Origin of the sequence: Psychroserpens sp. S379A (assembly GCF_049800755.1) — a bacterium.
In the GTDB taxonomy this organism is placed as follows: domain Bacteria; phylum Bacteroidota; class Bacteroidia; order Flavobacteriales; family Flavobacteriaceae; genus Psychroserpens.
The window spans coordinates 1-22148 of the sequence record NZ_JBNAFQ010000003.1 but is presented as its reverse complement, the minus strand read 5'-3'; the positions used below and the strand labels follow the sequence as shown (position 1 = coordinate 22148).

Sequence of the window (22148 nt, the reverse complement as noted above, 5' to 3'; positions counted from 1 at the left end):
CCTTAAGTATGTTTACTTTTGTGCACGTAAAAAATTACTTCGAAAACGTATTCGAAGACTAACAATAAATTTCAAGACCAAATGAATTTACACGAATATCAAGGAAAAGAATTATTAAACAGTTTTGGCGTACGTATTCAACGTGGTATTGTTGCTCAAACTGCAGATGAAGCAGTAGCAGCAGCTAAACAACTAACTGAAGATACAGGTACTGGTTGGCATGTTATTAAAGCGCAAGTTCACGCAGGTGGACGTGGTAAAGGTGGAGGAGTAAAGCTTGCCAAAAATTTAGATGAGGTTAAAACGATTGCAGGAGAGATTATTGGAATGGATTTAGTTACACCTCAAACTTCTGCCGAAGGAAAACGTGTTCATCAAGTTTTAGTTGCCGAAGATGTATACTATCCTGGAGATTCTGAACCTGAAGAATATTACATGTCAGTTTTACTAAATCGTTCTAATGGTCGTAATATGATTATGTATTCTACTGAAGGTGGAATGGATATTGAAACGGTTGCTGAAGAAACACCTCATTTGATTTTTACTGAAGAAATTGATCCAGCAACAGGTATTTTACCATTTCAAGCACGTAAAGTAGCTTTCAATTTAGGATTGTCTGGTGTTGCTTTTAAAGAAATGACAAAGTTTGTAACATCATTATATAAAGCCTATTCAGCATCTGATTCTTCTTTGTTTGAAATCAATCCAGTGTTGAAAACGAGTGATGATAAAATTATGGCTGTTGATGCTAAAGTATCTTTAGACGACAACGCTTTATTTAGACATAAAGACCTTGCAGCTTTACGTGATTTACGTGAAGAAAATCCTATTGAAGTTGAAGCAGGAGAATTAGGATTAAACTATGTTGACCTTGATGGAAATGTTGGTTGTATGGTAAATGGAGCTGGACTAGCAATGGCTACGATGGATTTGATTAAACAAGCAGGAGGAGAGCCAGCAAACTTCTTAGATGTTGGTGGTACTGCTGATGCTGCTCGTGTTGAAGCGGCATTTAAAATCATATTAAAAGATCCAGCTGTAAAGGCGATTTTAATTAACATCTTTGGAGGAATTGTTCGTTGTGATCGCGTTGCTCAAGGTGTAATTGATGCTTATAAAAATATGGGTAATATTGAAGTGCCAATTATTGTTCGTTTACAAGGAACCAATGCAGACATTGCTAAAGAATTAATTGATAATTCTGGTTTAGATGTAATGAGTGCTACAGAGTTTCAAGAAGCAGCAGATAAAGTACAACAAGTATTGTCTTAATATTATATATGTTATTCTGAGCGTAAGCAAAGGATCACTAAATACAAAAAGCTCTCAATTTTGAGAGCTTTTTTATGCTATAAATGTAATTAGTTGTCATTTCGAGCTCGTCGAGAAATCTTTACACTTTATAAAGATTCCTCCACTTCGGTCGGAATGACAATGGAATATAGAATTTGTAGTGTTTATCGAGAAACCTGTTTAAGTATAGAGCTTTGAGAAATACTTTACAAATGTAATCCGCATTCTGTCTTCGGATTATTATTCCAACGACCACTACGATCATCACTACCAGGAACTGTACAATGCTTACAACCTATAGAATGATAACCTTTAGCAACTAAAGGATGGAATGGTAACTTATGTTTTTTAATGAAAGCATCACGCTCTTTTTTTGTGATATCTAATAAAGGGTAAAATTTAATGATGTCACCACGACGTTCAAAAATATCAAGAGTTGCACGATGATCACTTTGCCATTTCATTAATCCAGACACCCAAACTTTATAGTTTTTTTTAATACTGTCTAAAGGCTTTACCTTGTTAATACTACAACAAAAATCAGGGTTTTTTGCCCAAGTTTCATCTTTAGTAGTAAACTCATGTTCTTCTTTTAAAGCACTAATCGAAGTGACATTAAGTCCGTATTGTTTGGTTAGTTGTTCTTTATATGTTAAGGTGTCATTAAAATGATATCCTGTATCAATAAAGAATACTTCTTGTTTGGTGTTTATATCAGAAAATAGCTTTAATAATAATGCTGAGGTAGCAGCAAATGAACTTGTAAGCATCACATCATTGACATCAAAATCTAGGTATAACTGTTTGATGCGATCTCTTACAGATAGAGAATTGTATGTCTTATTTAGAATAGATAGTCTATCGTCTGAGATTTCAGACGAACATAATGTAGTTTGAATGTTAGGCATAGTTTTATTTAGGACTAAATTGTCTTATTTAGTGCAATTTAAGAATATTATTCAAAAACTATACCAATTTTTAACTTTTTTTGCGTTTACTAGTTGAAGGTGCTTTAGCTTCTTTTTTAGGCATCGGACCACGAAGATGTATGATTAATCCGTTAAGAAAATTTCTTAAAATTTGGTCACCACATTCCATATACTTAGGATGATCTTCTCGTCTAAAAAATGCACCAAGTTCACTTTTAGTGATTCTAAAATCTACTAAGGCTAAAATTTTCACAATATCATCGTCACGAAGTTTATGTGCGACTCTTAGTTTTTTAAATATATCGTTATTAGTCATTTTTGTGTTCAAATCTGTTGAAAACGAATGTACATAAAATTTAACGATTTCTTCATGTGTATTTCATCGATAATAATTTTCAACGACTTAAAAGTCGATGAAATACATGTTTATTTTAACGTGTTGATAATCAGTTGTTTAATTTTTGATTTTGTATGAAAGTAGGAAAAAACCGATGAAACGCAAATAATTTTTCGATAAGCGACATGATATCAAGGTTTACGGCAAATTAAACTTATTAACTTTAAAAAACTAAAAATTATAATCCCTCGTCATGATAAATCGCGTTGAAAAATTGAGTTTACTTTCAGAAATGATTGCCTTTGCTCAAAAAGATGAAAACATAAAGTCTATTGAATATAAATTCCTTTTTGGAGTCGCTAAACAACTAGACATCTCAAAAGAAGATTTTGACTACCTAATAGAACATCCTGTTACCTATGTGCATCTTAAATCTCATAGTGAACGCATTGTTCAATTTCATAGGTTAGTATTATTAATGAATTTAGATCACGAAATTTCTTCAAAAGAATTAGTGAAATTACATAATTTCGGACTTAGAATGGGTTTGAGTCATGAATCTATTAATAGAGTTCTTGATTTAATGGATAGCTTTCCTAATAAAATAGTACCACCAGACTTTTTAATCGACATTTTTAAAGTCCAGTATAATTAAATAAAACTATAAATTGAAAAGTTTTTCACGCATTCAATTTAACCAATAGAGCTTATTCTGCTGAAAAGCGGAATCTTATAAGTGTTATAGGTTACTCAAGTAGTTAACAAGACTCGTTTTTATAAAATAATTCCAACCAGCGAGACAACTTTCTCTTTTAAACTCTGGAATATCATCAGGAAAATCTTTAACAACTTTTGTTGTTAGTGTTAATTGTGTTTGATTGTTTTTTTCTGATAATTGAAATGTAACATAGGAATCACCTTGAAAGCCTTTATATGTCCAGTTATACACAATTTTTTGTTGTGGAATGACTTCAGTGATTTTCCAAAGATGTGGAAAAGTGTGATGCTCAGTTGCAACATCAAACTCCGTTTTAAATCCAACTCTAGCTTCAAAAGCAGGAATATTATCAAAAAACCATAGTCGCATTTGAGTAACATCAGTTATAGCGTTCCATACGATTTCAATTGGTTGCTTAAACTCTTGTTTTACAATAACTGAAGGTTCATTAACTTTCATTTACGACAGGTTTACTTTTTCTAATTTTTGTTGATATACTTTTATTTCATCGCGAAGTTGAGCAGCTACAATAAAATCTAAAGCTTTAGCAGCTTGTTCCATAAGTTTGCGTTTTTCGCGAATTTTCTTTTCTAACTGACTCTTAGTTAGGTATTCACTTTCTGGTTCGGCAGCTTTTGCAGCTTCCAATTCATAACTATACGTGCTTACAGAGTTTTTAGACAAAGCATTGTCTAAGCTTTTATTTAAAGCCTTTGGTGCAATCTTATGTTTAGTATTGTAGGCAATTTGTTTTTCACGTCTGTATTCTGTTTCATCAATTGTTTTTTGCATGCTTTTTGTGATTTTATCAGCATACATAATGGCTTTACCATTTAAGTTTCGCGCAGCTCTACCAACAGTTTGAGTTAGAGAACGTGCTGAACGTAAAAACCCTTCTTTATCAGCATCAATAATCGCGACGAGAGATACTTCAGGTAAATCTAAACCTTCACGAAGTAAATTTACACCAACCAATACATCAAATAATCCTTTACGTAAATCTTGCATAATTTCTACACGTTCTAAGGTGTCTACATCACTGTGAATGTAACGACATCTAATTTGAATACGATCAAGATATTTGGTCAATTCTTCAGCCATACGTTTAGTTAAGGTAGTCACCAAAGTACGTTCGTCTTTTTCTACACGTTGCTGAATTTCTTCAATTAAATCATCAATCTGATTTAAACTTGGTCGTACTTCAATTACAGGATCTAAAAGTCCAGTAGGTCTAATCACTTGTTCTACATAAACACCATCTGTTTTTTGAAGTTCATAATCAGCTGGAGTAGCACTCACATAAATAACTTGGTTCTGAAGCATTTCAAATTCTTCAAATTTTAAAGGTCTGTTATCCATTGCAGCTGGTAAACGAAAACCATATTCAACCAAATTTTCTTTTCGACTTCGATCACCTCCATACATGGCATGTACTTGAGAAATGGTGACATGACTTTCATCAACAACCATTAAATAATCTTCTGGAAAATAATCTAACAAGCAGAATGGTCGTGTTCCTGGTTGTCTTCCGTCAAGGTATCGAGAGTAATTTTCAATTCCCGAACAGTAACCGAGTTCACGAATCATTTCTAAATCAAATTCGGTACGTTCTTTTAAGCGTTTGGCTTCTAAGTGTTTTCCTATCTCTTTAAAATAATCATGTTGTTTCACTAAATCATCCTGAATGTCTTTGATAGCATTTTGAAGCACATCAGGTGAGGTTACAAACATGTTGGCTGGATAAATATTGAGTCGGTCATAATGCTCAATGACCTCATTAGTTTGAATATTGAACTGTTCAATATCTTCAATCTCATCACCAAAAAAATGAATACGAAAAGCATCATCTGCATAACTAGGAAATACATCTACTGTATCACCTTTTATTCTGAAATTTCCATGATTAAAATCGGCTTCAGTCCTAGAGTACAAGCTTTGTACGAGTCGATGTAATAAATCGGTTCTAGAAATTTCCTGATCGACTTCTAGTGAGATGACGTTCTTTTGAAACTCCACAGGATTACCAATACCATACAAACAAGACACCGAAGCGACTACAATCACATCACGACGACCAGAAAGTAGAGAAGAGGTCGTACTCAAACGCATCTTTTCAATTTCTTCGTTAATAGATAAGTCTTTTTCTATATAAACACCAGAAACAGGAATGTAGGCTTCAGGTTGGTAGTAATCATAATAAGACACAAAATACTCTACAGCATTATCAGGAAAAAACTGTTTAAACTCTGAGTACAATTGCGCAGCTAAGGTTTTATTATGCGCTAAAACCAAGGTTGGTTTTTGCACTTCTTGAATGACATTCGCAACCGTAAATGTTTTACCAGAACCAGTAACACCAAGTAAGGTTTGATATTTTTCGTTTGTGTTTAAACCATCAACCAATTGTTGAATGGCTTGAGGTTGATCTCCTGTTGGCTTAAATTCGGATTGTACTTTAAAACGCATCTTACAAAGTTACATAAACTTTTGTGTAATTAATGCTATCGTTTTAGTGCGAAATGACCTTTGAGTTGTTGACCATTTCTTAAGTTAATTAAATACCAGTAATCATTAGCTTCAAGCGCTTTTCCGTTGTAAGTACCATCCCAATATACTGCATTTCCTAAGACGTGTTTTAAAAGTTTTCCGTAACGATCAAAAATAAAAACCTCTTCGATGACATTGTTTCTATCAATAATTTTCCAAGTGTCTTTAAAGGTATCTCCATTTGGTGTGAAAAACTTCGGAATAAATAAATCTATATTGATTTCAAAGACAATATGTTTGGTAATACAACCTCCAATTTCTCTAACATACAGAGTATAAAAACCTACAGGTAAATTAGAAAATACAGGACTAGTTTGAAAATTCACATTATTAATCGAGTATTCGTAATTAAGTGTTTGATCACTCATACTTACGGTTATTGTTCCGTTTAGAATATCGATATCGGATTCAGAAAGTGTAAAATCAGTTGAAGTATTAATCGTTATAGAAAAACTAGATTCGTTAGAACAGATATCAGGAGCAGTTCCGACTTCATTGTAAATAAAAATGGTTTGCGTAGTCGAAATAACATCACCAGCATTTAGTTGTATTCCACTACCATTTGTTCCCGTAAAATAGTTTCCGTTGGTTAAAGCAGGTAAGGTATAATCTGAACAAACCGTTTGATTAGCAATCGTGTCAACTAAAGGTGTTCCAGAGACAGTTACCGAAAAACTAGATTCGTTAGAACAAATATTAGGCGCAGTTCCGACTTCATTGTAAATAAAAATGGTTTGCGTAGTCGAAATAACATCACCAGCATTTAGTTGTATTCCACTACCATTTGTTCCCGTAAAATAGTTTCCGTTGGTTAAAGCAGGTAAGGTATAATCTGAACAAACGGTTTGATTAGCAATGGTATCTACAGGAGGTGTTCCTGAAACGGTTACTGTAAAACTAGATTCGTTAGAACAAATATTAGGCGCAGTTCCGACTTCATTATAGATAAAAATGGTTTGCGATGTTGAAATAATATCACCAGCATTTAGTTGTGTACCACTACCATTAGTTCCCGTAAAATAGTTTCCGTTGGTCAAAGCAAGTAAGGTATAATCTGAACAAACCGTTTGATTAGCAATGGTATCTACAGGAGGTGTTCCAGATACAGTCACTGAAAAGCTAGATTCGTTAGCACAAGTATCAGGCGCAGTTCCAACTTCATTGTAGATAAAAATGGTTTGCGATGTTGCAATGATATCACCAGCATTAAGTTGTGTTCCACTACCATTAGTTCCTGTAAAATAGTTTCCATTAGTTAAATTTGGTAAAGTATAATCTGTACATACATCTTGATTTGCAATCGTATCAACTAAAGGTGTTGCGGAAATAGTTATTGTAAAACTAGATTCGTTAGAACAAGCATCAGGAGGAGTTCCGACTTCATTATAAATAAAAATCGTTTGCGTAGCCGAAATAACTTCACCAGCATTTAGTTGTGTTCCACTACCATTCGTTCCCGTAAAATAGTTTCCGTTGGTTAAAGCAGGTAAGGTGTAATCTGAACAAACCGTTTGGTTAGCAATCGTATCAACTAAAGGCGTTCCTGAAACGGTTACTGTAAAACTAGATTCATTCGAACAAGTATCAGGAGCAATTCCAACTTCATTATAGATAAAAATCGTTTGCGTAGCCGAAATAACTTCACCAGCATTTAGTTGTGTTCCACTACCATTGGTTCCCGTAAAATAGTTTCCGTTGGTTAAAGCAGGTAAGGTGTAATCTGAACAAACCGTTTGGTTAGCAATCGTATCAACTAAAGGCGTTCCTGAAACGGTTACTGTAAAACTAGATTCATTCGAACAAGTATCAGGAGCAATTCCGACTTCATTATAGATAAAAATAGTTTGCGTAGCCGAAATAACTTCACCAGCATTTAGTTGTGTTCCACTACCATTAGTTCCCGTAAAATAGTTTCCGTTGGTTAAAGCCGGTAAGGTATAATCTGAACAAACGGTTTGATTAGCAATGGTATCTACAGGAGGTGTTCCTGAAACGGTTACTGTAAAACTAGATTCGTTAGAACAAATATTAGGCGCAGTTCCGACTTCATTATAGATAAAAATGGTTTGCGATGTTGAAATAATATCACCAGCATTTAGTTGTGTACCACTACCATTAGTTCCCGTAAAATAGTTTCCGTTGGTCAAAGCAAGTAAGGTATAATCTGAACAAACCGTTTGATTAGCAATGGTATCTACAGGAGGTGTTCCAGATACAGTCACTGAAAAACTAGACTCATTAGAACAAGTATCAGGTGCAGTTCCGACTTCATTGTAAATAAAAATCGTTTGTGATGTTGAAATAATATCACCAGCATTAAGTTGTGTTCCACTACCATTGGTTCCAGTGAAATAGTTTCCGTTAGTTAAAGTAGGTAAGGTATAATCTGAACAAACCGTTTGGTTAGCAATGGTATCTACAGGAGGTGTTCCAGATACAGTTACCGTAAAACTAGATTCATTAGAACAAGTATCAGGAGGAGTTCCGACTTCATTGTAAATAAAAATGGTTTGTGATGTTGAAATGATATCACCAGCATTTAGTTGTGTTCCGCTACCATTCGTACTTGTAAAATAGTTTCCGTTAGTTAAAGCAGGTAAGGTATAGTCTGAACAAACCGTTTGATTAGCAATAGTGTCAACTTCAGGACTTAGAACTTGAAGCTGAACAGCAATACTTGTCAGATCGCAAGAGGTAGACGTGATTTCACAATAATATTGATTTTCATTAAAATTTGCAGGAATGTTGTTTAGCGTTAATGTGTTCGTGGTTGCTCCTGAATAGATTGCATCATTTGTAATATTCATCCAATTGCCTGAAGCATCTAGAACGTTCCATTGATAGTTGTAAGTTCCTGTATCTACTGAAACAGAAAAGGTTGTAGTAGAATTTTCGCAAACAATTTGAGGATTAGGTTGTGTAATATTAGGAGGCATAATGGTGTCTTCAGAATGCATATCTAAGTCCGAACAGTCTTCAGTATCTGAAAACATCCATTCACTAATATCAAATGTAGTTGAAGGTGCAACAGCATCAGAATTTCTCGTAAAAGTGTAACCTATATTTACATCAGTATGCATGACATCAATAGCTGAGGAATTTTTAAGGAGTACAATTTCATCATTAGCATTAATTCCAGCACCTTGATTTAAATCGCTAGACAAACCACTACAAGTGTTTCCTGTGCTTCCCATTTCTATAATAAATGTGTCTAATGGGTTTATTGAACCTGTTAGTAATATTGAATAACTAGGTGTAACGTTTCCTATATCACCATAACGATCTATTTGATAAACACCATCTAAAGTAATTACATTATTGGTTGGATTGTAAAGTTCGATAACACCATAACTTCCACCATCTGAATCGTAAACTTCTGAAATGTAAATTTCATTATTTGTACTAGTATTACATTCGGAAATAATATAAATGAAATCTGTTGCAGAATTACCTGAGCATCCACCATTAGATGTAATTGAAATATTAGCAGTTGAAACCATAATACCTGACGGAACCAAAACAGTAATTTCATTATCGTTTACGATAGTAAACGCAGCATTGATGCCATTAAACTCTACTATTGAGGCATCGTTGAAATTATTACCAGTAATTGTTATCAAGGTGTTTTCAGGACCACTTGATGGATTGAAACTTGTAAGTATAGGAGCAGGACATGCTCTGTAATTGCTTGTTAGAGCAATGCTTTTATAACATATTAAAAATATGCATGTTAACGTAATTATAAGTTTAAACTGTTTCAAAGCAATAATGAGTTGTACTAATTTTATTTATTAAGATAAACCCAACCTGAATAAGATTGTTTACTTGTATTGTTATCGTTAAGATTTAGAACATAAAAATAAGTACCAACAGGTAGTGTGTTACTTGTTTTTAGTAATCCTTTATTGGCTTTACCATACCATTTTTTGTTATTATTTCCTTGAAATACTAATGTTCCATATCTATTATAGATTTCTAATTTGTGGTTAGGAAAAACATCATATAATCCTTGAATGTTAAACCAGTCGTTTTTTCCATCATCATTTGGTGAAAATCCATTAGGAATAACTAATTCTTGAGCAATAAGTGAAATATTGAAAAGTAATGATTTAACAACACAGCCATTGTCATCACTTACATATAATGTATGTGTACCATTTGAAAGGTTTGAAAATATGTTGTTGGTTTGAAAATCTTGATTATCAATAGCGTAAATATAGTTTATTGAAGTGTCACTCATAGTAACTGTTACATTGTTTTCACTTATAGAAATATTATTATCTGTTAGTGAAAAATCAATAGCAGGATAAATTGTAACTAAAAAACTAGATTCGTTAGTACAAATATCAGGAGCAGTTCCAACTTCATTGTAGATAAAAATCGTTTGTGATGTTGAAATGCTATCATTAGCATTTAGTTGTGTTCCAGTACCATTAGATCCAGTAAAATAATTTCCGTTAGTTAAAGCAGGTAAAATAAATTCAGAACATTCGGCTTGATTACTTAAAGTATCAACAGAAGGCGTTCCAGAAATGGTGATTTCAAAGCTACTTTCATTAGAACAACTTAGAGTACTAGTATTTACTTCATTATAAATAAAAATCGTTTGTGATGTTGTTATGATGTCTCCAGCATTTAAAGCAGTTCCGTTGCCACCAGAAGCAGTGAAGTAATTACCATTAGTTAGTGTTGGTAATGTAAATTCAGTACAAGCAGTTTGATTTTGTAATACATCTACAAGTGGACTATCTGTAATTGTTACAGTAAAACTAGACTCGTTAGTACAAGTACCTACACTATTAAAAATATAAATAGTTTGAGATGCTGTAATCACATTTCCTGGATTAAGTAGAGAACCAGTACCATTTGGACCAGTAAAGTATAATCCGTTTGTTAAAGTTGGTAATGTATAATTATCACAAGTATTTTGATCTGTTAAAGTATCTACTTCAGTAATATTAACTTGCAATTGAACTGTGTCACTTGTTAGGTTACAGGTTGCAGATACCATTTCACAATAGTATTGATTATTGTTAAAACTAAATGGAACATTATTTAATGAGAGTGTATTGGTTGTGGCTCCAGAATAGATCGCATCATCAGTCACATTAATCCAATTACCAGAATTGTCAAGAATTTTCCATTGATAAGTATAGGTTCCAGTATCGACTGAAACAGAAAAACTTGTAGAATCATTTTCGCAAATATTTTGAGATATTGGCTGAGTGATGTTTGGAGTAGAGCCTCCATTAGAGGTATGCATTCCAATGTCTGAACAATTTTCAATGTCTGAAAACATCCAATCATTAATATCAAAAGTAGTTGATGGTGCATTTGCATCAGCATTTCTTATAAATGTGTAACCAATATTAATATCTGTATGTAAAACATCTATACGATTGGTGTTTTTTAGAAGTACAATTTCATCATTCTCATTAATACCAGATCCAATATTAATATTAGGAGTAAAGTTATTACAGGTGTTTCCTGTGCTTCCCATTTCGATTATATACGTTTGAGAAGGGTTTATTGTTCCTGTTAATGGAATTGTAGCACTTGGAGTCGGATTTCCAATATCTCCATAACGTTCTATCTCGTAGATACCATCTAAGTTAATTGCTGTATTTGTAGGATTGTAAAGTTCTATAATACCATAGCTTCCACCATCAGAATCGTACACTTCTGAAATAAATATTTCATCTGAAACCGCATCACATTCAGAAGTAATTAGTGAAAATGTTTGTGCTGATGTTTCAGAGCAACCTCCAGAACTAATAAGTGTTATTTGAGAATCAGAACTTAAATTGGTTGGAATGGTTACTGTTAATTCTGTATCACTAATCGTATTAAAGTTTACTGTAACACCATTCATTTGAGCAGTGGTAACATCTAAAAAATTAGATCCAACGATTGTTACAATAGTGTTTTTAGGTCCAGATAATGGTGAAAAGGATGAGACGATTGGAGCAGGACAAAGTGTAACTGTATTGTTTAACGCTACTTTAGCATTAACGTCTTTAAATGGCAAAAAAAAACTTATTAAAAATAAGATGTAAATAGGTGTCTTCATAATTATAAATGTGGTGCAAATTAAACAAATATTATTATTCTACATGTTATGGAAGTGTTACTTTAATTAACAAAAGAAAAAGAAATCTTTCATAACTATCATATCAATAGACTTAAAATATGATTTGATGATTTGCTGCTCTTTTGAGTTGGCAACTGTAATAATACTTTGCGGATTTTTAAGCGTTTTTAAATGATTGAAGTTAAATAGTTTAACATTATAAATGTGCTTGCCTATTTTTTTTGGGTTATCACAAATCCATATAAAATCGATATTTTTTTCTTGTAAAAGCTTTGCTATGGTTTTTCCTTTTTTTCCAGCTCCCCAAATTGTAAGAGGTCTTGACGGATTATAATTAAGTTCTAAAAAATAGTGCAGTTTTATATCTAAAAAATGATTTTCAGCATAGTTACTATCTGTTCGAGAGGCTCTGGTACTGTAATCTCTCCAATAATGTAACAGATGATTACTCGGAATACATTTTATATGGTGCTTGTAAAACCGAAATGTAAGGTCGTAATCTTCAGGATAACGATTTGGTTGAAACGCTTCGCAAGTCATTAAATCCTCTCGATGTATCATCCAGCAAGGTGAAGGAATCACACATTCTTTATAAATTTCAGAATAGTTTTTGCCTTTAGAAGTCAGTTTATTTAACCATGTTTCGTATTTAGCATAACCATCACCAATACCTGTTTTGCTAAAGTATTTTACATGTCCTAAAGCAATATGTTGCTTTCCATGAGTCTGTAAGTCATTCAGCATGAATTCTAACTTTTTAGGATGCATAATATCATCGCTATCCATCCTCGTAATGTAAGTTCCAGAACTTTTTTCAAAAGCTAATCGCAAAGCATTGATAATTCCTGAGCCTGAATTTTTAAATAGCTTAATGCGAGCATCGTTTTGAGCATATTCATTAACAATCGCATAGCTATTATCTGAAGAATGATCGTCTATAATTAATAATTCCCAATGTGTATAGCTTTGTTGAATGATTGAATCTAAGCATTCTGGTAAAAACTCAGATGTATTTTTAAAAGGCGTAAGAATACTAATCAATGCTTGAGACATAAGACAAAAATACAACATCTATTTTAACAAAACCTTTGCTAAATTATATGTAACCAATTGTAGTTTTGTGCGTCTTTTAAAAGGAAATTAAATTTTTATTATGAAACAAATCCTTTCTATTACAGTATTAAGTGCTTTGCTTTTTGCTTGTGGAGCCTCAAAAAATGGTGTAAACGATTTAGCATCAGCAAACCCAATAGCAACTGCAATTGATTTAACTCAAGTTGTAGATGATAAAGCACCAGTTGTTATAAATCCAGGTCGTTTTACAGAAGATACAGTTATTTACAGACTACCAAGAATTATTCAAGGTAGTTATGCTGTAAATGATTTTGGTAAGTATATTGACAACCTAAAAGCTCTTGATTACAATGGAAACTTACTTCCTGTATCTAAATTAGATGACAATACTTGGCAAATTACTAATGCAAAGCAGTTAGATAAATTAGAGTATTATGTGAATGACACTTTTGATCTGGAGGTTCAAGGCGGAATTGGAGAAGAGATTCCTTTTTCTCCTGGAGGAACAAATATTTCTCCTGAAAATTACGTGTTAAATTTACATGGGTTTATTGGATATTTTGATTCACTTAAAAACGCACAATATACCTTAGACGTTACTGCTCCTGCAAATTTTGAACGTACATCTGCATTACAAAATACAAATATGAAGTCGAGTCCTGATGGGACAAAAATTACAACAAGCTATTTTGCTCCTCGTTATTTTGATATTACAGATAACCCAATGATGTATGGTAAATTAGATGTTGAAGAGTTTATGGTTGGTGATATTAAAATTGTATTAAGTGTCTATTCACCAAATAAAAAGCATAAAGCATCTACTTTAAAAGATGTTGTGTATAAAATGATGGAAGCTCAAAAAGCATACTTAGGAGATATAAATAGTACACCACGTTACGATATTTATCTTTATTTAACTACTCGAGGCGAAGGTGAACCGAAAGGTTTAGGCGCATTAGAGCATCATACATCTACTGTAGCTGTTTTGAGCGAATCTAGTAGTCTTGAGCGACTTTCAAAATCGATTACAGATGTCATTGCTCATGAGTTTTTTCATATAGTAACACCATTAACTGTTCATTCTGAAGATGTGCATTACTTTGATTACAATCAGCCAACATTTTCAAAGCATTTATGGATGTATGAAGGTGTAACTGAATATTTTGCACAACATTTTCAAGTTTATGAAGGATTAGTTACTACTGAAGACTATTATGAAGCGATTAATAGACAGATACTAATTTCTCAAAATTATTACAATGATGCGATGAGCTTTACAGAAATGAGTGAGAACGTTTTAGAAAGTCCGTTTAAAGAAAACTATGCCAATGTGTATCAAAAAGGTGCTTTAATAGGTATGTGTGTTGATATCTTATTGCGTGAAGAAAGTGATGGACATAGAAGTATGTTGAGTTTAATGAAGGAGTTATCTAGTAAATATGGAGTGCATAAACCATTTGAAGATGAATCGTTAATTGAAGAAATTGTAGGAATGACTTATCCTTCAGTAGGTGAATTTTTAAATACGCATGTTATAGGTGAAACTCCAATAAATTACAGCGAGTTTTTCCAAAAAGTAGGATTGATATTTAAAGAAACTCGTATCGAAACAGGATTTATACAATCTGGTAAAGGCTCAATATTTGAAGCAGATGAAGCTAAGGATATTGTTTTCTTTTCGAATAATGTAAAAGATAATAGTTTTTGGACAGATAATGGTGTGCTACCAAACGACATTATTAAATCTGTAAATGGAACTGAAGCAACGATTGCCAATGCAAGAGCTATTTTAATGCAAATGTATAGTGCTAAAATAGGAGATGATGTTCACGTTGTATTAGAGCGTAATGGAGAAGAGGTTGTTGTCAAAACAAAGTATGCTCAAGCTTATACTAAAGTAAAATCAATTGTAGAAGATGAGAATGCAACTTCAGCTCAAATAAAATTACGTAAAGCTTGGTTAAATATTAGTGATGAATCCTAATAATTGATAGAGTGTTAATTAAAAAGCTGTTTGTGTTTTCAAGCAGCTTTTTTATTTAAAAGCCTTCAAAGACACCTAAGCCAAATAAAGCAAAATCGTATTTTACAGGATCGTTAGCATCTAATTTTCTGAGAGCTTTATCTAATTCGGTTAAAGCTTTACTGTCATTTTGTTTACGTTTTAATAATCCCAATTTGCGAGCAACATTTCCAGAATGTACATCTAAGGGACACGATAGTAGGGAAGGACTAATAGTTTTCCAAATCCCAAAATCTACACCAGAATTATCATGACGAACAAACCATCTAAGCATCATATTTAATCGCTTTGCTGCTGAATTTTTTAAAGGATCACTCACGTGTTTTTGAGTTCTTGATAAATGTTCAATTTCGAAAAAGTGATTTTTAAATTGATGAATAGCATATTGAAGTGTTTGCGTTTTACTATATGTTGAAAACACAGCTTCTAATCCGTTATGATGATTGTATATATGATGTAAACTTTTAATAAACTGAATAAAATCTTGTCCGTTAAACGTACGATGTACAAAATCAGATAGGCTTTCTAAATCGGATGCTTGATGATTACAAACAAAATCATAAGGCGAATGGTCAAGCAATTGCATCATTTTATGCGCATTTTTAATGATGCTTTTTCGATTTCCCCAAGCAATAGTCGCTGTTAAAAATCCAGCAATTTCAATGTCTTCTTTTTTTGAAAACAGATGTGGTACTTGAATGGGATCACTTTCAATAAATCTAGGATGATTGTATTGTTCGACCTTAGTATCAAGAAATTCTTTAAGCTCTTTTTTTGAAAATTGTAATGCTTTAGACAACACTAGCTGGACTTATTTTACAGCAATCATGCTAATTTCTACATTGACAAATTTTGGAAGATTAGCAACTTCAACCGTTTCACGAGCAGGAGCAGAGTTGGCATCAAAATATGTAGCATATACGTCATTAATTTGTGAAAAATTGTGCATATCACTAATAAAGATTGACGTTTTAATTACGTTGCTAAATGTCATTTCAGCAGCTTCTAAAACTGCTTTTAAATTTTCCATGACCTGTTTGGTTTCAGTTTGAATTGAATCCATAACCAATTCTCCTGTATCAACATTTAAAGCAATTTGACCAGAAGTGTATAAAGTGTTTCCAGTTAAAACAGCTTGATTATAAGGTCCAATAGGAGCAGGTGCTTTAGATGTGTTTATGATTGTTTTCAAAGTAGTATAGGTTTAAATCTTAATGAAGCGAAATTAGTTAAAACTATTGAGACTTATTATAAATTACAGGCATTTGTCCTTTCCATTTATTCCATAAATCACCATCGTTAATTAGGTTAGCCATGAAATGACCTACATTTATACGGCTAGTTTTACCAGAATTAAAGATTGCGCTTCTAATTGGAGATGGATGTATTTCGTAATCGGTTACTTTATCATTATTAATTAAACTGTCTGGTCTAACAGCAGCCCATTCAATAAATTTATTATCCTTTCCAACTTGGGTTCGTAAATAATCTGCAGCTTTTTCATTATCAACGTGAGGAGGTAAGAGAAGCCTTAAAAGTCCAATGACACATTTTTGAGCAAACGAAATAGATTCGTTTAAATCACGATTTTGATTGCCTGTAGTATTCATTAAAACAAATTTAATGGTGCTTTCAGGTTTGTTTGTTTCAATCGCATTACATAGTCTACGAACAGCATCAGTTACTAGTCTTCTAGGATGTCCATAAATTCCTTTCCAATTCAAATTATGACCAAGGCAAGAGGCGATTGAATGGCAGCCATATGTCAATTCCTTCATTTCAATATCACTTAAATCTAAAAGACTTGCAGAGATAATTTCAATACACTTATTACTTTTCCATGATTCTGGCAATTTTTCAGGATTCCTAACCACTGCTTTAACATTATTTCCTTGAAATAAAAGCTGTTCAACTAACTGTCTTCCTGTTGCTCCACTTGCACCTACTACTAATACTGTCATATATTTTTTTTAAGAAATTGATATTTAGTAGACGATATATAAGTTTATATGTTACAACTACACTAACTTATTTGTAAATCATTGTTAAACTTGAGATGAGAACACATTTACTTTAAGATGTTTTGTCTCCGAAGCGACAGATTAAAGCTTGCCTTTAATCAATGTATTTTCATCATGTCTGGTATAATTTCGTTGTGTTGGCTAGGACTAAGTTAGCAAAAATAAAACGAACCAGAGAACAATTCCGCAGGAATTTTCCGAGTATGCACAAATTGAACAATGAATTATACACGTTGTTGGCTGTAGTTATTTATTTTTGATTGGGTTTTTCCTTTCCCATTTTTCCCATTCTTTTTTATTTCCATTTAACCATTCAATGTAGTGGTCAATAATTAAACCTGAAATTTCATCTCTTCCAAACATCTCATTTCCGAAATCTCTATCATAAAAATATTTTAGCAACCTTGAACCACCATTAATTCCCCAATTATTTCTTATCCACATTCCAAGTCCACCCATATGAGAATTAAATTCCCAACTGTTTTTGGCTTCTCGAAGTTGTTTTTTGTTCTCGAAGTTTAGTTTTTTGTCTAATTCGACCATACATTCGTAAAGATTTTTTGGAATAAAAATCCCATCTATTTCAGACAAGGTCAGACGTTTTTTATATTCTTCAGCTCGTCTTTCTTTTTCTTTTAAAGTTTCTTGCTGAGCAATACTATCATTAAAACTTCTGTAGCCACCAAAAAAATTGTCTAAATATATTTTATCAACTTGACGAGGAATGAAGTCAGTTTTGAATTTTGTGTTTAATAGATAGTCCTTGATTTTTTCCTTGTCAAAATTCTCGTCAAGCTTAAATTTTTCAATTTCAAATGTTCCATTTCTATCGAGATAACCTGTCAAATCTATTCTAAAAAGTTTGTATTTATGAAAAGTTGAATCTCCAATAGAAATAAATTTAAGATTGGATAAATTACTTATACTCTTGGATAATTTTTCGTTTGAAATTGAATTTTCAATGTCGATGACATATTTATAAGGATAATCATAGTAATCGATATTGCTTTTAACCGATTCAAATCTTTTAATCCTTGGATAAATTGAATCAAAATCGATTTTTGATTTTAAGATTTCTCCTTTATTCAAGTCAAACAAGGTGACTTTTTTTCTTGAATCTATGACATAAATAGTGTCGTTATTATTAAAAACAAAATTATGTCTTAAAAATTTATCCTTTTCGGTTATGTCTTTTTTGTATTTTTTTAAAGTTGGTGTTGTCCTTTCATAAACTTTATATTGATTATTATAAAACATATGACATTTTTCTTTATCGCTGTCACAATTGATAAACTCATCTGTGTTGAATACTTTCTTTAGTTCTCCATTAATATAGTAGGTTACATTTTGGTGTTCTTTGCCATCGTAATATACTTTGTCTTTTATGTAAATAATTTTCTTTCCATCGTTACTAATTGCGACAAAAAAAGGGTAGCCATCATATAAATCAAAAGAGCGATTTATTTTATAGAACTTTTTTTTCACTCCAAAACTTTCATATTTTTTATTATATGAGACTTGAGATTCACCTTTTGTATTTGGGAATTCATCGTCGAAGGAAATTGACTTTAATTTGAACTTACCATTATAAGAATAGGTTTCAGAGATTGGTACTCTTTGAGTTAAAATTTGTGCGTAACCAATATTCCAAAAAATGATAGGTAATAAGTAGATTAATTTTCTTAGCATTTGAAATTGATTAATAACTGTTTTTGCCGAATATATTTCATTTGTTAATGTTTGAAAATGTCTAATTAGTAAAATAATTGTCTGATTGAGTTAGCGACTCCATAATTACAGCCAACGTGTTTGTATATGGTTTGTTGCGTGGTTTAAGCACCTAATTTAACAAATAAAAACCGAATAGAAAATCCGCGAGGATTTTCGTAAGTAGACTAGAACTAGCAATAAATTATATACGGTGTTACAAACAGTTTTTTAGTCAGATAAATCTTGAGTTAATTGTAGTTCTCCAACATAACTTCCGCTGACTGTTCCGAAATCATTCGTTTCAAATGAGAAATTCAAAGTATAAATATTATTTGCACTTTCGATTGTCAGACTACCAGAGTTTATTTGGTCTTCATCAATGTCGTTAGAACTCGTCACACAGTTGTTTTCCACAACAACATTGGTTGAAATGTTTGTTTCGTTCAAGGATGGCTCATTGGTAAACAATTCATACGTATAAGTTCCATTTGCTAATTCAGAAATAGAGCTTGACGTGATGTTAAAAATCACTCCTTGTGTTAAATTATTTGAGAAATCACATCCTTCTCCAAACCATTCGTTATTTAGTATTGTTCCATTGAGCAAATAAATAGCGTGTCGACTATTGTTTGTTCCGTCAAATGCTGATAAAATAAACCCGTTAGAAATAGAATATTCAGTTCCGTTAATAGTGAATTCAGATTCTGCTTGTGGCGTGTCATTTTGATTATCATCATCAGATGAGCAAGAAAAAATGATTAATCCGATTAAGATTCCAAATAGTAAGTTTAATTTTTTCATTTCGTAAAGTTTGGTTTAAATTGTAGCTAACGGTCTCGTATAACCGTCAGTTATGGGATTAAAGTTAATAATTTTCGGTTAGGAACTGACGTTAGCAATTTCGAGTGGATTCGGACGTAGTCGAATCCGCCGTAATTGCGGTTATACATTGTTGTGCATAGTTTTTTATCTCAGTTTAGGTTTATTTTCAATCGCTTCTTTAACAACTAAAGCAACTGTATCTTTTGTAATTCCCTTGTCTTTGCAATACTTACTTTCGAGCCATATTTCTAATAATTTAGCACCTTTGCTCGCATTGCAGGACATACAACAAAGAGCAATATTGTCAGCTCCATTTATTCTAATGTCATTTACTATATGCTCCCAAGATTGTTTTGTTTTTCTTGAATTGTCATTTTGATTAAAAATCACTCCGCAATAAACACAGGATTTATCTCTTGATAATACTAAATTTTCAACTTCAATCGGAATTCCCCATTTGTTTGCCATAATTCCTATTTATTCATCCAATTCGATTATAGATTCCGCTATTTTTTCCGTTTCTCCAATTTCGTGATTCCAAAAGTAAATTTCGTCAGTTAAAATTCCGTCTCCATTGTGAGTCAAGATTATTAAATTTCCAAATCCGTCAGAACCAATTGCAATTCCGTTTTCTGGAAATCCAATCCAATTACAAGAATTTTTTGTTTCAAGTCCGATGTGATTACAAGTGCGACTTATTCTTTTTCGGTCAGATTTATCAAAAAAAGGAAAAAGTTCAAATTCAAATTCGTCCGTAACCAATTCGCCACCATTTGATTTAATCATACGGTTTTTAAATTCAGTAGGGAATTTTACGTTCAATTCTGATTCAGTTTCTTTTATATATTTTTCGTCTAATGGAAATGGCATTTTGCAGGTTGGTTAAATTATGCACAACGGTCTCGTATAACCGTCAGTTACGGGTTAAATTAGCGATTATTTTCGGATTAAACACTAGCCTTAGCAATTCCGAGTGGATTCGGACGTAGTCGAATCCGCCGTAATTGCAGTTATACATTGTTGTGTACAGTTTTTATTATTTTTCTTAGTTTATTCAAATCGCTTGGATCTTCTAATTTATGTATCATACTATGGCAATTACTACATAAAACAGCAAAATCATTTTCCAAATCCACTTTAAATTTTCCGATACCTAATTCCGAAATTGGCTTTAAATGATGTGCCTCAATAAATTTTTCTCCTAAAACTCCATATTTTTCTTTGAAGCTCATATCACAAGCTTCGCAAGTATAACCTTTTAATTTTTTTACTTTATTTCCTAAACTTGTATTTCTTTCTATTCTCCAATGAAGTCTGATTTGTTTAGTTTCAAAATGGTTTTTTTCTGTATGATCACTGAAAGAATTGTCTGAATAAGCTAAACTTTCATATAAATTAAGAAATTTTGTTATGTCTGATTTTAGGTCAAATGAACTTGGAAGATTATCACTTGGGTAGTATTTGGCAATTATATTTCCAGCTTCATAATGTTTTGCATTTTTAGTATTAGATTCTAGTTTTATTTTAGTTAGAAATTCAGAAGATTTATAGTTGATTTTTGCTCTAAAATCTTCTGCTCTTAATTTTAAAACTTCTTTTGCATTTCTTTTGTAATTTTCAATTACATCAGTTACTCCTTGGTTTAACGATAAATAAACTCCAGTCATATCAGATTTGAATAGAAAGACTGGATAATATCCTTTCTGAGGTGTTTCTGTTATTAAAGTGTCAAGGATTGCAATCCAAGGACAATCTGTCCAATTTCCTTTACCTGGTGAGCCAATAGTTTTATATCTAGCTTTATCAATTAGAAGTTTGTCAATTTCTGATGGGAAATCATTTCGGAATTTTCCAGCTAATTCATTTCCGCCAAAGTTTTTTGACTTTTCATTTAAATAGCTTTCAATTGGTTCGTTTAAAATATTTTCCATTCAGTTTTTAAATTGTACACAACGTGTTTGTGTATGATTACGTTGTGTTGGCAAGGACTAAGTTAACAAAAAGAAACCAAACCAGAGGAAAATTCCACAGGAATTTTCCGAGTACACACGAATCGAACAATGAATTATACACGGTGTTGTACCCAGTTTTTTATTCAGATAATTTTTGTTTTCTTTCCGTAATTCGTTTTTCAAATTTTGGATTTGATCCAATTCCGCTTATAAATTCAGATTCAAAGCTTCCAATCGTTATAAACTCAAAGTTTACAAAAAAGTAGTGTTTTAATCCGTTTTGCATTAAAATCTGTTTTCTATTATTTTTAGGTAATCTGTCAATTTCGAGTGTATCCGAAATCGGTTTATTGAATTGATATATTCTTAATTGTTTTGTGTTAAGTTCGAGTATTTTTTTCAATCCGTTCAAATCTGTTTGAATATCCATTTCCATTTGTCGAACAGACATGTTTTTGAATTCGGTTCCGCTTTGAGTTTTTAAATCCGTTTTCCACCATTCAATGATTTCATTTGGCACAAACTTGTGAATGAAAATGGTATTCAGTTCTTTGTCAAAAAGTTCCCAAATTTCCTCGTTAGAATTAATATGAAATGTTAGTTCGTTCATTTTCTCAAATTGGGTACAACG

The 22148-nt window shown here is 32.2% G+C and carries 19 protein-coding genes; 3 read left to right on the top strand and 16 right to left on the bottom strand.

Annotation, left to right across the window (positions count from 1 at the left end; genetic code table 11):
* The first annotated feature begins 81 nt into the window (after positions 1–81).
* Positions 82–1272 (top strand): ADP-forming succinate--CoA ligase subunit beta, encoded by a 1191-nt coding sequence (gene sucC / locus ACP15M_RS09155; RefSeq protein WP_425076907.1) that lies wholly within the window; start codon positions 82–84, stop codon positions 1270–1272.
* Between the two features lie 227 nt (positions 1273–1499).
* On the opposite strand, the gene ACP15M_RS09150 is transcribed toward sucC, so the two are convergent.
* Both ACP15M_RS09150 and ACP15M_RS09145 read right to left on the bottom strand, forming a co-directional pair.
* Positions 1500–2201 carry a phosphoadenylyl-sulfate reductase gene (locus tag ACP15M_RS09150; RefSeq protein ID WP_425076906.1) on the bottom strand — a complete coding sequence of 234 codons (702 nt, stop codon included), beginning with the start codon at positions 2199–2201 and terminating at the stop codon, positions 1500–1502.
* Positions 2202–2271: 70 nt separating this feature from the next.
* Positions 2272–2538 carry a DUF1456 family protein gene (locus tag ACP15M_RS09145; RefSeq protein ID WP_425076905.1) on the bottom strand — a complete coding sequence of 89 codons (267 nt, stop codon included), beginning with the start codon at positions 2536–2538 and terminating at the stop codon, positions 2272–2274.
* Between the two features lie 274 nt (positions 2539–2812).
* Here ACP15M_RS09145 and ACP15M_RS09140 point away from each other — a divergent pair, with 274 nt between their 5' ends.
* Positions 2813–3214, top strand: coding sequence for a TerB family tellurite resistance protein (locus tag ACP15M_RS09140; protein ID WP_425076904.1), 402 nt, complete (start codon positions 2813–2815; stop codon positions 3212–3214).
* A gap of 84 nt (positions 3215–3298) precedes the next feature.
* Here the strand turns inward: ACP15M_RS09140 and ACP15M_RS09135 are convergent, their stop codons facing one another.
* The 5 genes from ACP15M_RS09135 to ACP15M_RS09115 all read right to left on the bottom strand — a co-directional run bounded on the left by ACP15M_RS09135 (position 3299) and on the right by ACP15M_RS09115 (position 12968).
* Positions 3299–3736: an SRPBCC family protein gene (locus ACP15M_RS09135; protein ID WP_425076903.1), complete on the bottom strand. Its 438-nt coding sequence runs from the start codon at positions 3734–3736 to the stop codon at positions 3299–3301.
* Positions 3737–5743, bottom strand: a complete 2007-nt coding sequence (uvrB, locus tag ACP15M_RS09130) for an excinuclease ABC subunit UvrB (protein ID WP_425076902.1) — start codon at positions 5741–5743, stop codon at positions 3737–3739.
* A 35-nt stretch (positions 5744–5778) separates the two neighbouring features.
* Positions 5779–9585: a T9SS type B sorting domain-containing protein gene (locus tag ACP15M_RS09125; RefSeq protein WP_425076901.1), complete on the bottom strand. Its 3807-nt coding sequence runs from the start codon at positions 9583–9585 to the stop codon at positions 5779–5781.
* 23 nt (positions 9586–9608) lie between these two features.
* On the bottom strand, positions 9609–11894 hold the full coding sequence (locus ACP15M_RS09120; RefSeq protein WP_425076900.1) for a gliding motility-associated C-terminal domain-containing protein: 2286 nt from the start codon (positions 11892–11894) through the stop codon (positions 9609–9611).
* A 66-nt stretch (positions 11895–11960) separates the two neighbouring features.
* Positions 11961–12968 (bottom strand): glycosyltransferase family 2 protein, encoded by a 1008-nt coding sequence (locus ACP15M_RS09115; RefSeq protein WP_425076899.1) that lies wholly within the window; start codon positions 12966–12968, stop codon positions 11961–11963.
* Between the two features lie 100 nt (positions 12969–13068).
* On the opposite strand from ACP15M_RS09115, the gene ACP15M_RS09110 reads away from it, so the two are divergent.
* The gene (locus tag ACP15M_RS09110) at positions 13069–14973 is read left to right on the top strand and encodes a peptidase M61 (protein ID WP_425076898.1); all 1905 of its coding nucleotides are present in this window, start codon (positions 13069–13071) and stop codon (positions 14971–14973) included.
* Between the two features lie 55 nt (positions 14974–15028).
* Here the strand turns inward: ACP15M_RS09110 and ACP15M_RS09105 are convergent, their stop codons facing one another.
* The 9 genes from ACP15M_RS09105 to ACP15M_RS09065 all read right to left on the bottom strand — a co-directional run.
* On the bottom strand, positions 15029–15811 hold the full coding sequence (locus ACP15M_RS09105) for a TIGR02757 family protein (protein WP_425076897.1): 783 nt from the start codon (positions 15809–15811) through the stop codon (positions 15029–15031).
* A gap of 12 nt (positions 15812–15823) precedes the next feature.
* Positions 15824–16204: a Rid family detoxifying hydrolase gene (locus ACP15M_RS09100; RefSeq protein WP_425076896.1), complete on the bottom strand. Its 381-nt coding sequence runs from the start codon at positions 16202–16204 to the stop codon at positions 15824–15826.
* 43 nt (positions 16205–16247) lie between these two features.
* Entirely contained in the window at positions 16248–16973 is a 726-nt protein-coding gene (locus ACP15M_RS09095; RefSeq protein ID WP_425076895.1) for an NAD(P)-dependent oxidoreductase, read from the bottom strand.
* A gap of 306 nt (positions 16974–17279) precedes the next feature.
* Complete coding sequence (locus ACP15M_RS09090) at positions 17280–18722, bottom strand: DUF6794 domain-containing protein (RefSeq protein ID WP_425076894.1); 1443 nt, start codon at positions 18720–18722, stop codon at positions 17280–17282.
* A 249-nt stretch (positions 18723–18971) separates the two neighbouring features.
* Positions 18972–19544, bottom strand: a complete 573-nt coding sequence (locus tag ACP15M_RS09085; RefSeq protein ID WP_425076893.1) for a hypothetical protein — start codon at positions 19542–19544, stop codon at positions 18972–18974.
* A gap of 165 nt (positions 19545–19709) precedes the next feature.
* A complete protein-coding gene (locus tag ACP15M_RS09080; RefSeq protein ID WP_425076892.1) occupies positions 19710–20033 on the bottom strand; it encodes an HNH endonuclease in 324 nt (107 codons plus the stop codon).
* A 9-nt stretch (positions 20034–20042) separates the two neighbouring features.
* Entirely contained in the window at positions 20043–20435 is a 393-nt protein-coding gene (locus ACP15M_RS09075) for an SMI1/KNR4 family protein (RefSeq protein WP_425076891.1), read from the bottom strand.
* A gap of 140 nt (positions 20436–20575) precedes the next feature.
* Positions 20576–21496, bottom strand: coding sequence for an MrcB family domain-containing protein (locus ACP15M_RS09070; RefSeq protein WP_425076890.1), 921 nt, complete (start codon positions 21494–21496; stop codon positions 20576–20578).
* Positions 21497–21656: 160 nt separating this feature from the next.
* The coding region (locus ACP15M_RS09065) for a hypothetical protein (protein ID WP_425076889.1) at positions 21657–22148 on the bottom strand (492 nt) is incomplete at its 5' end.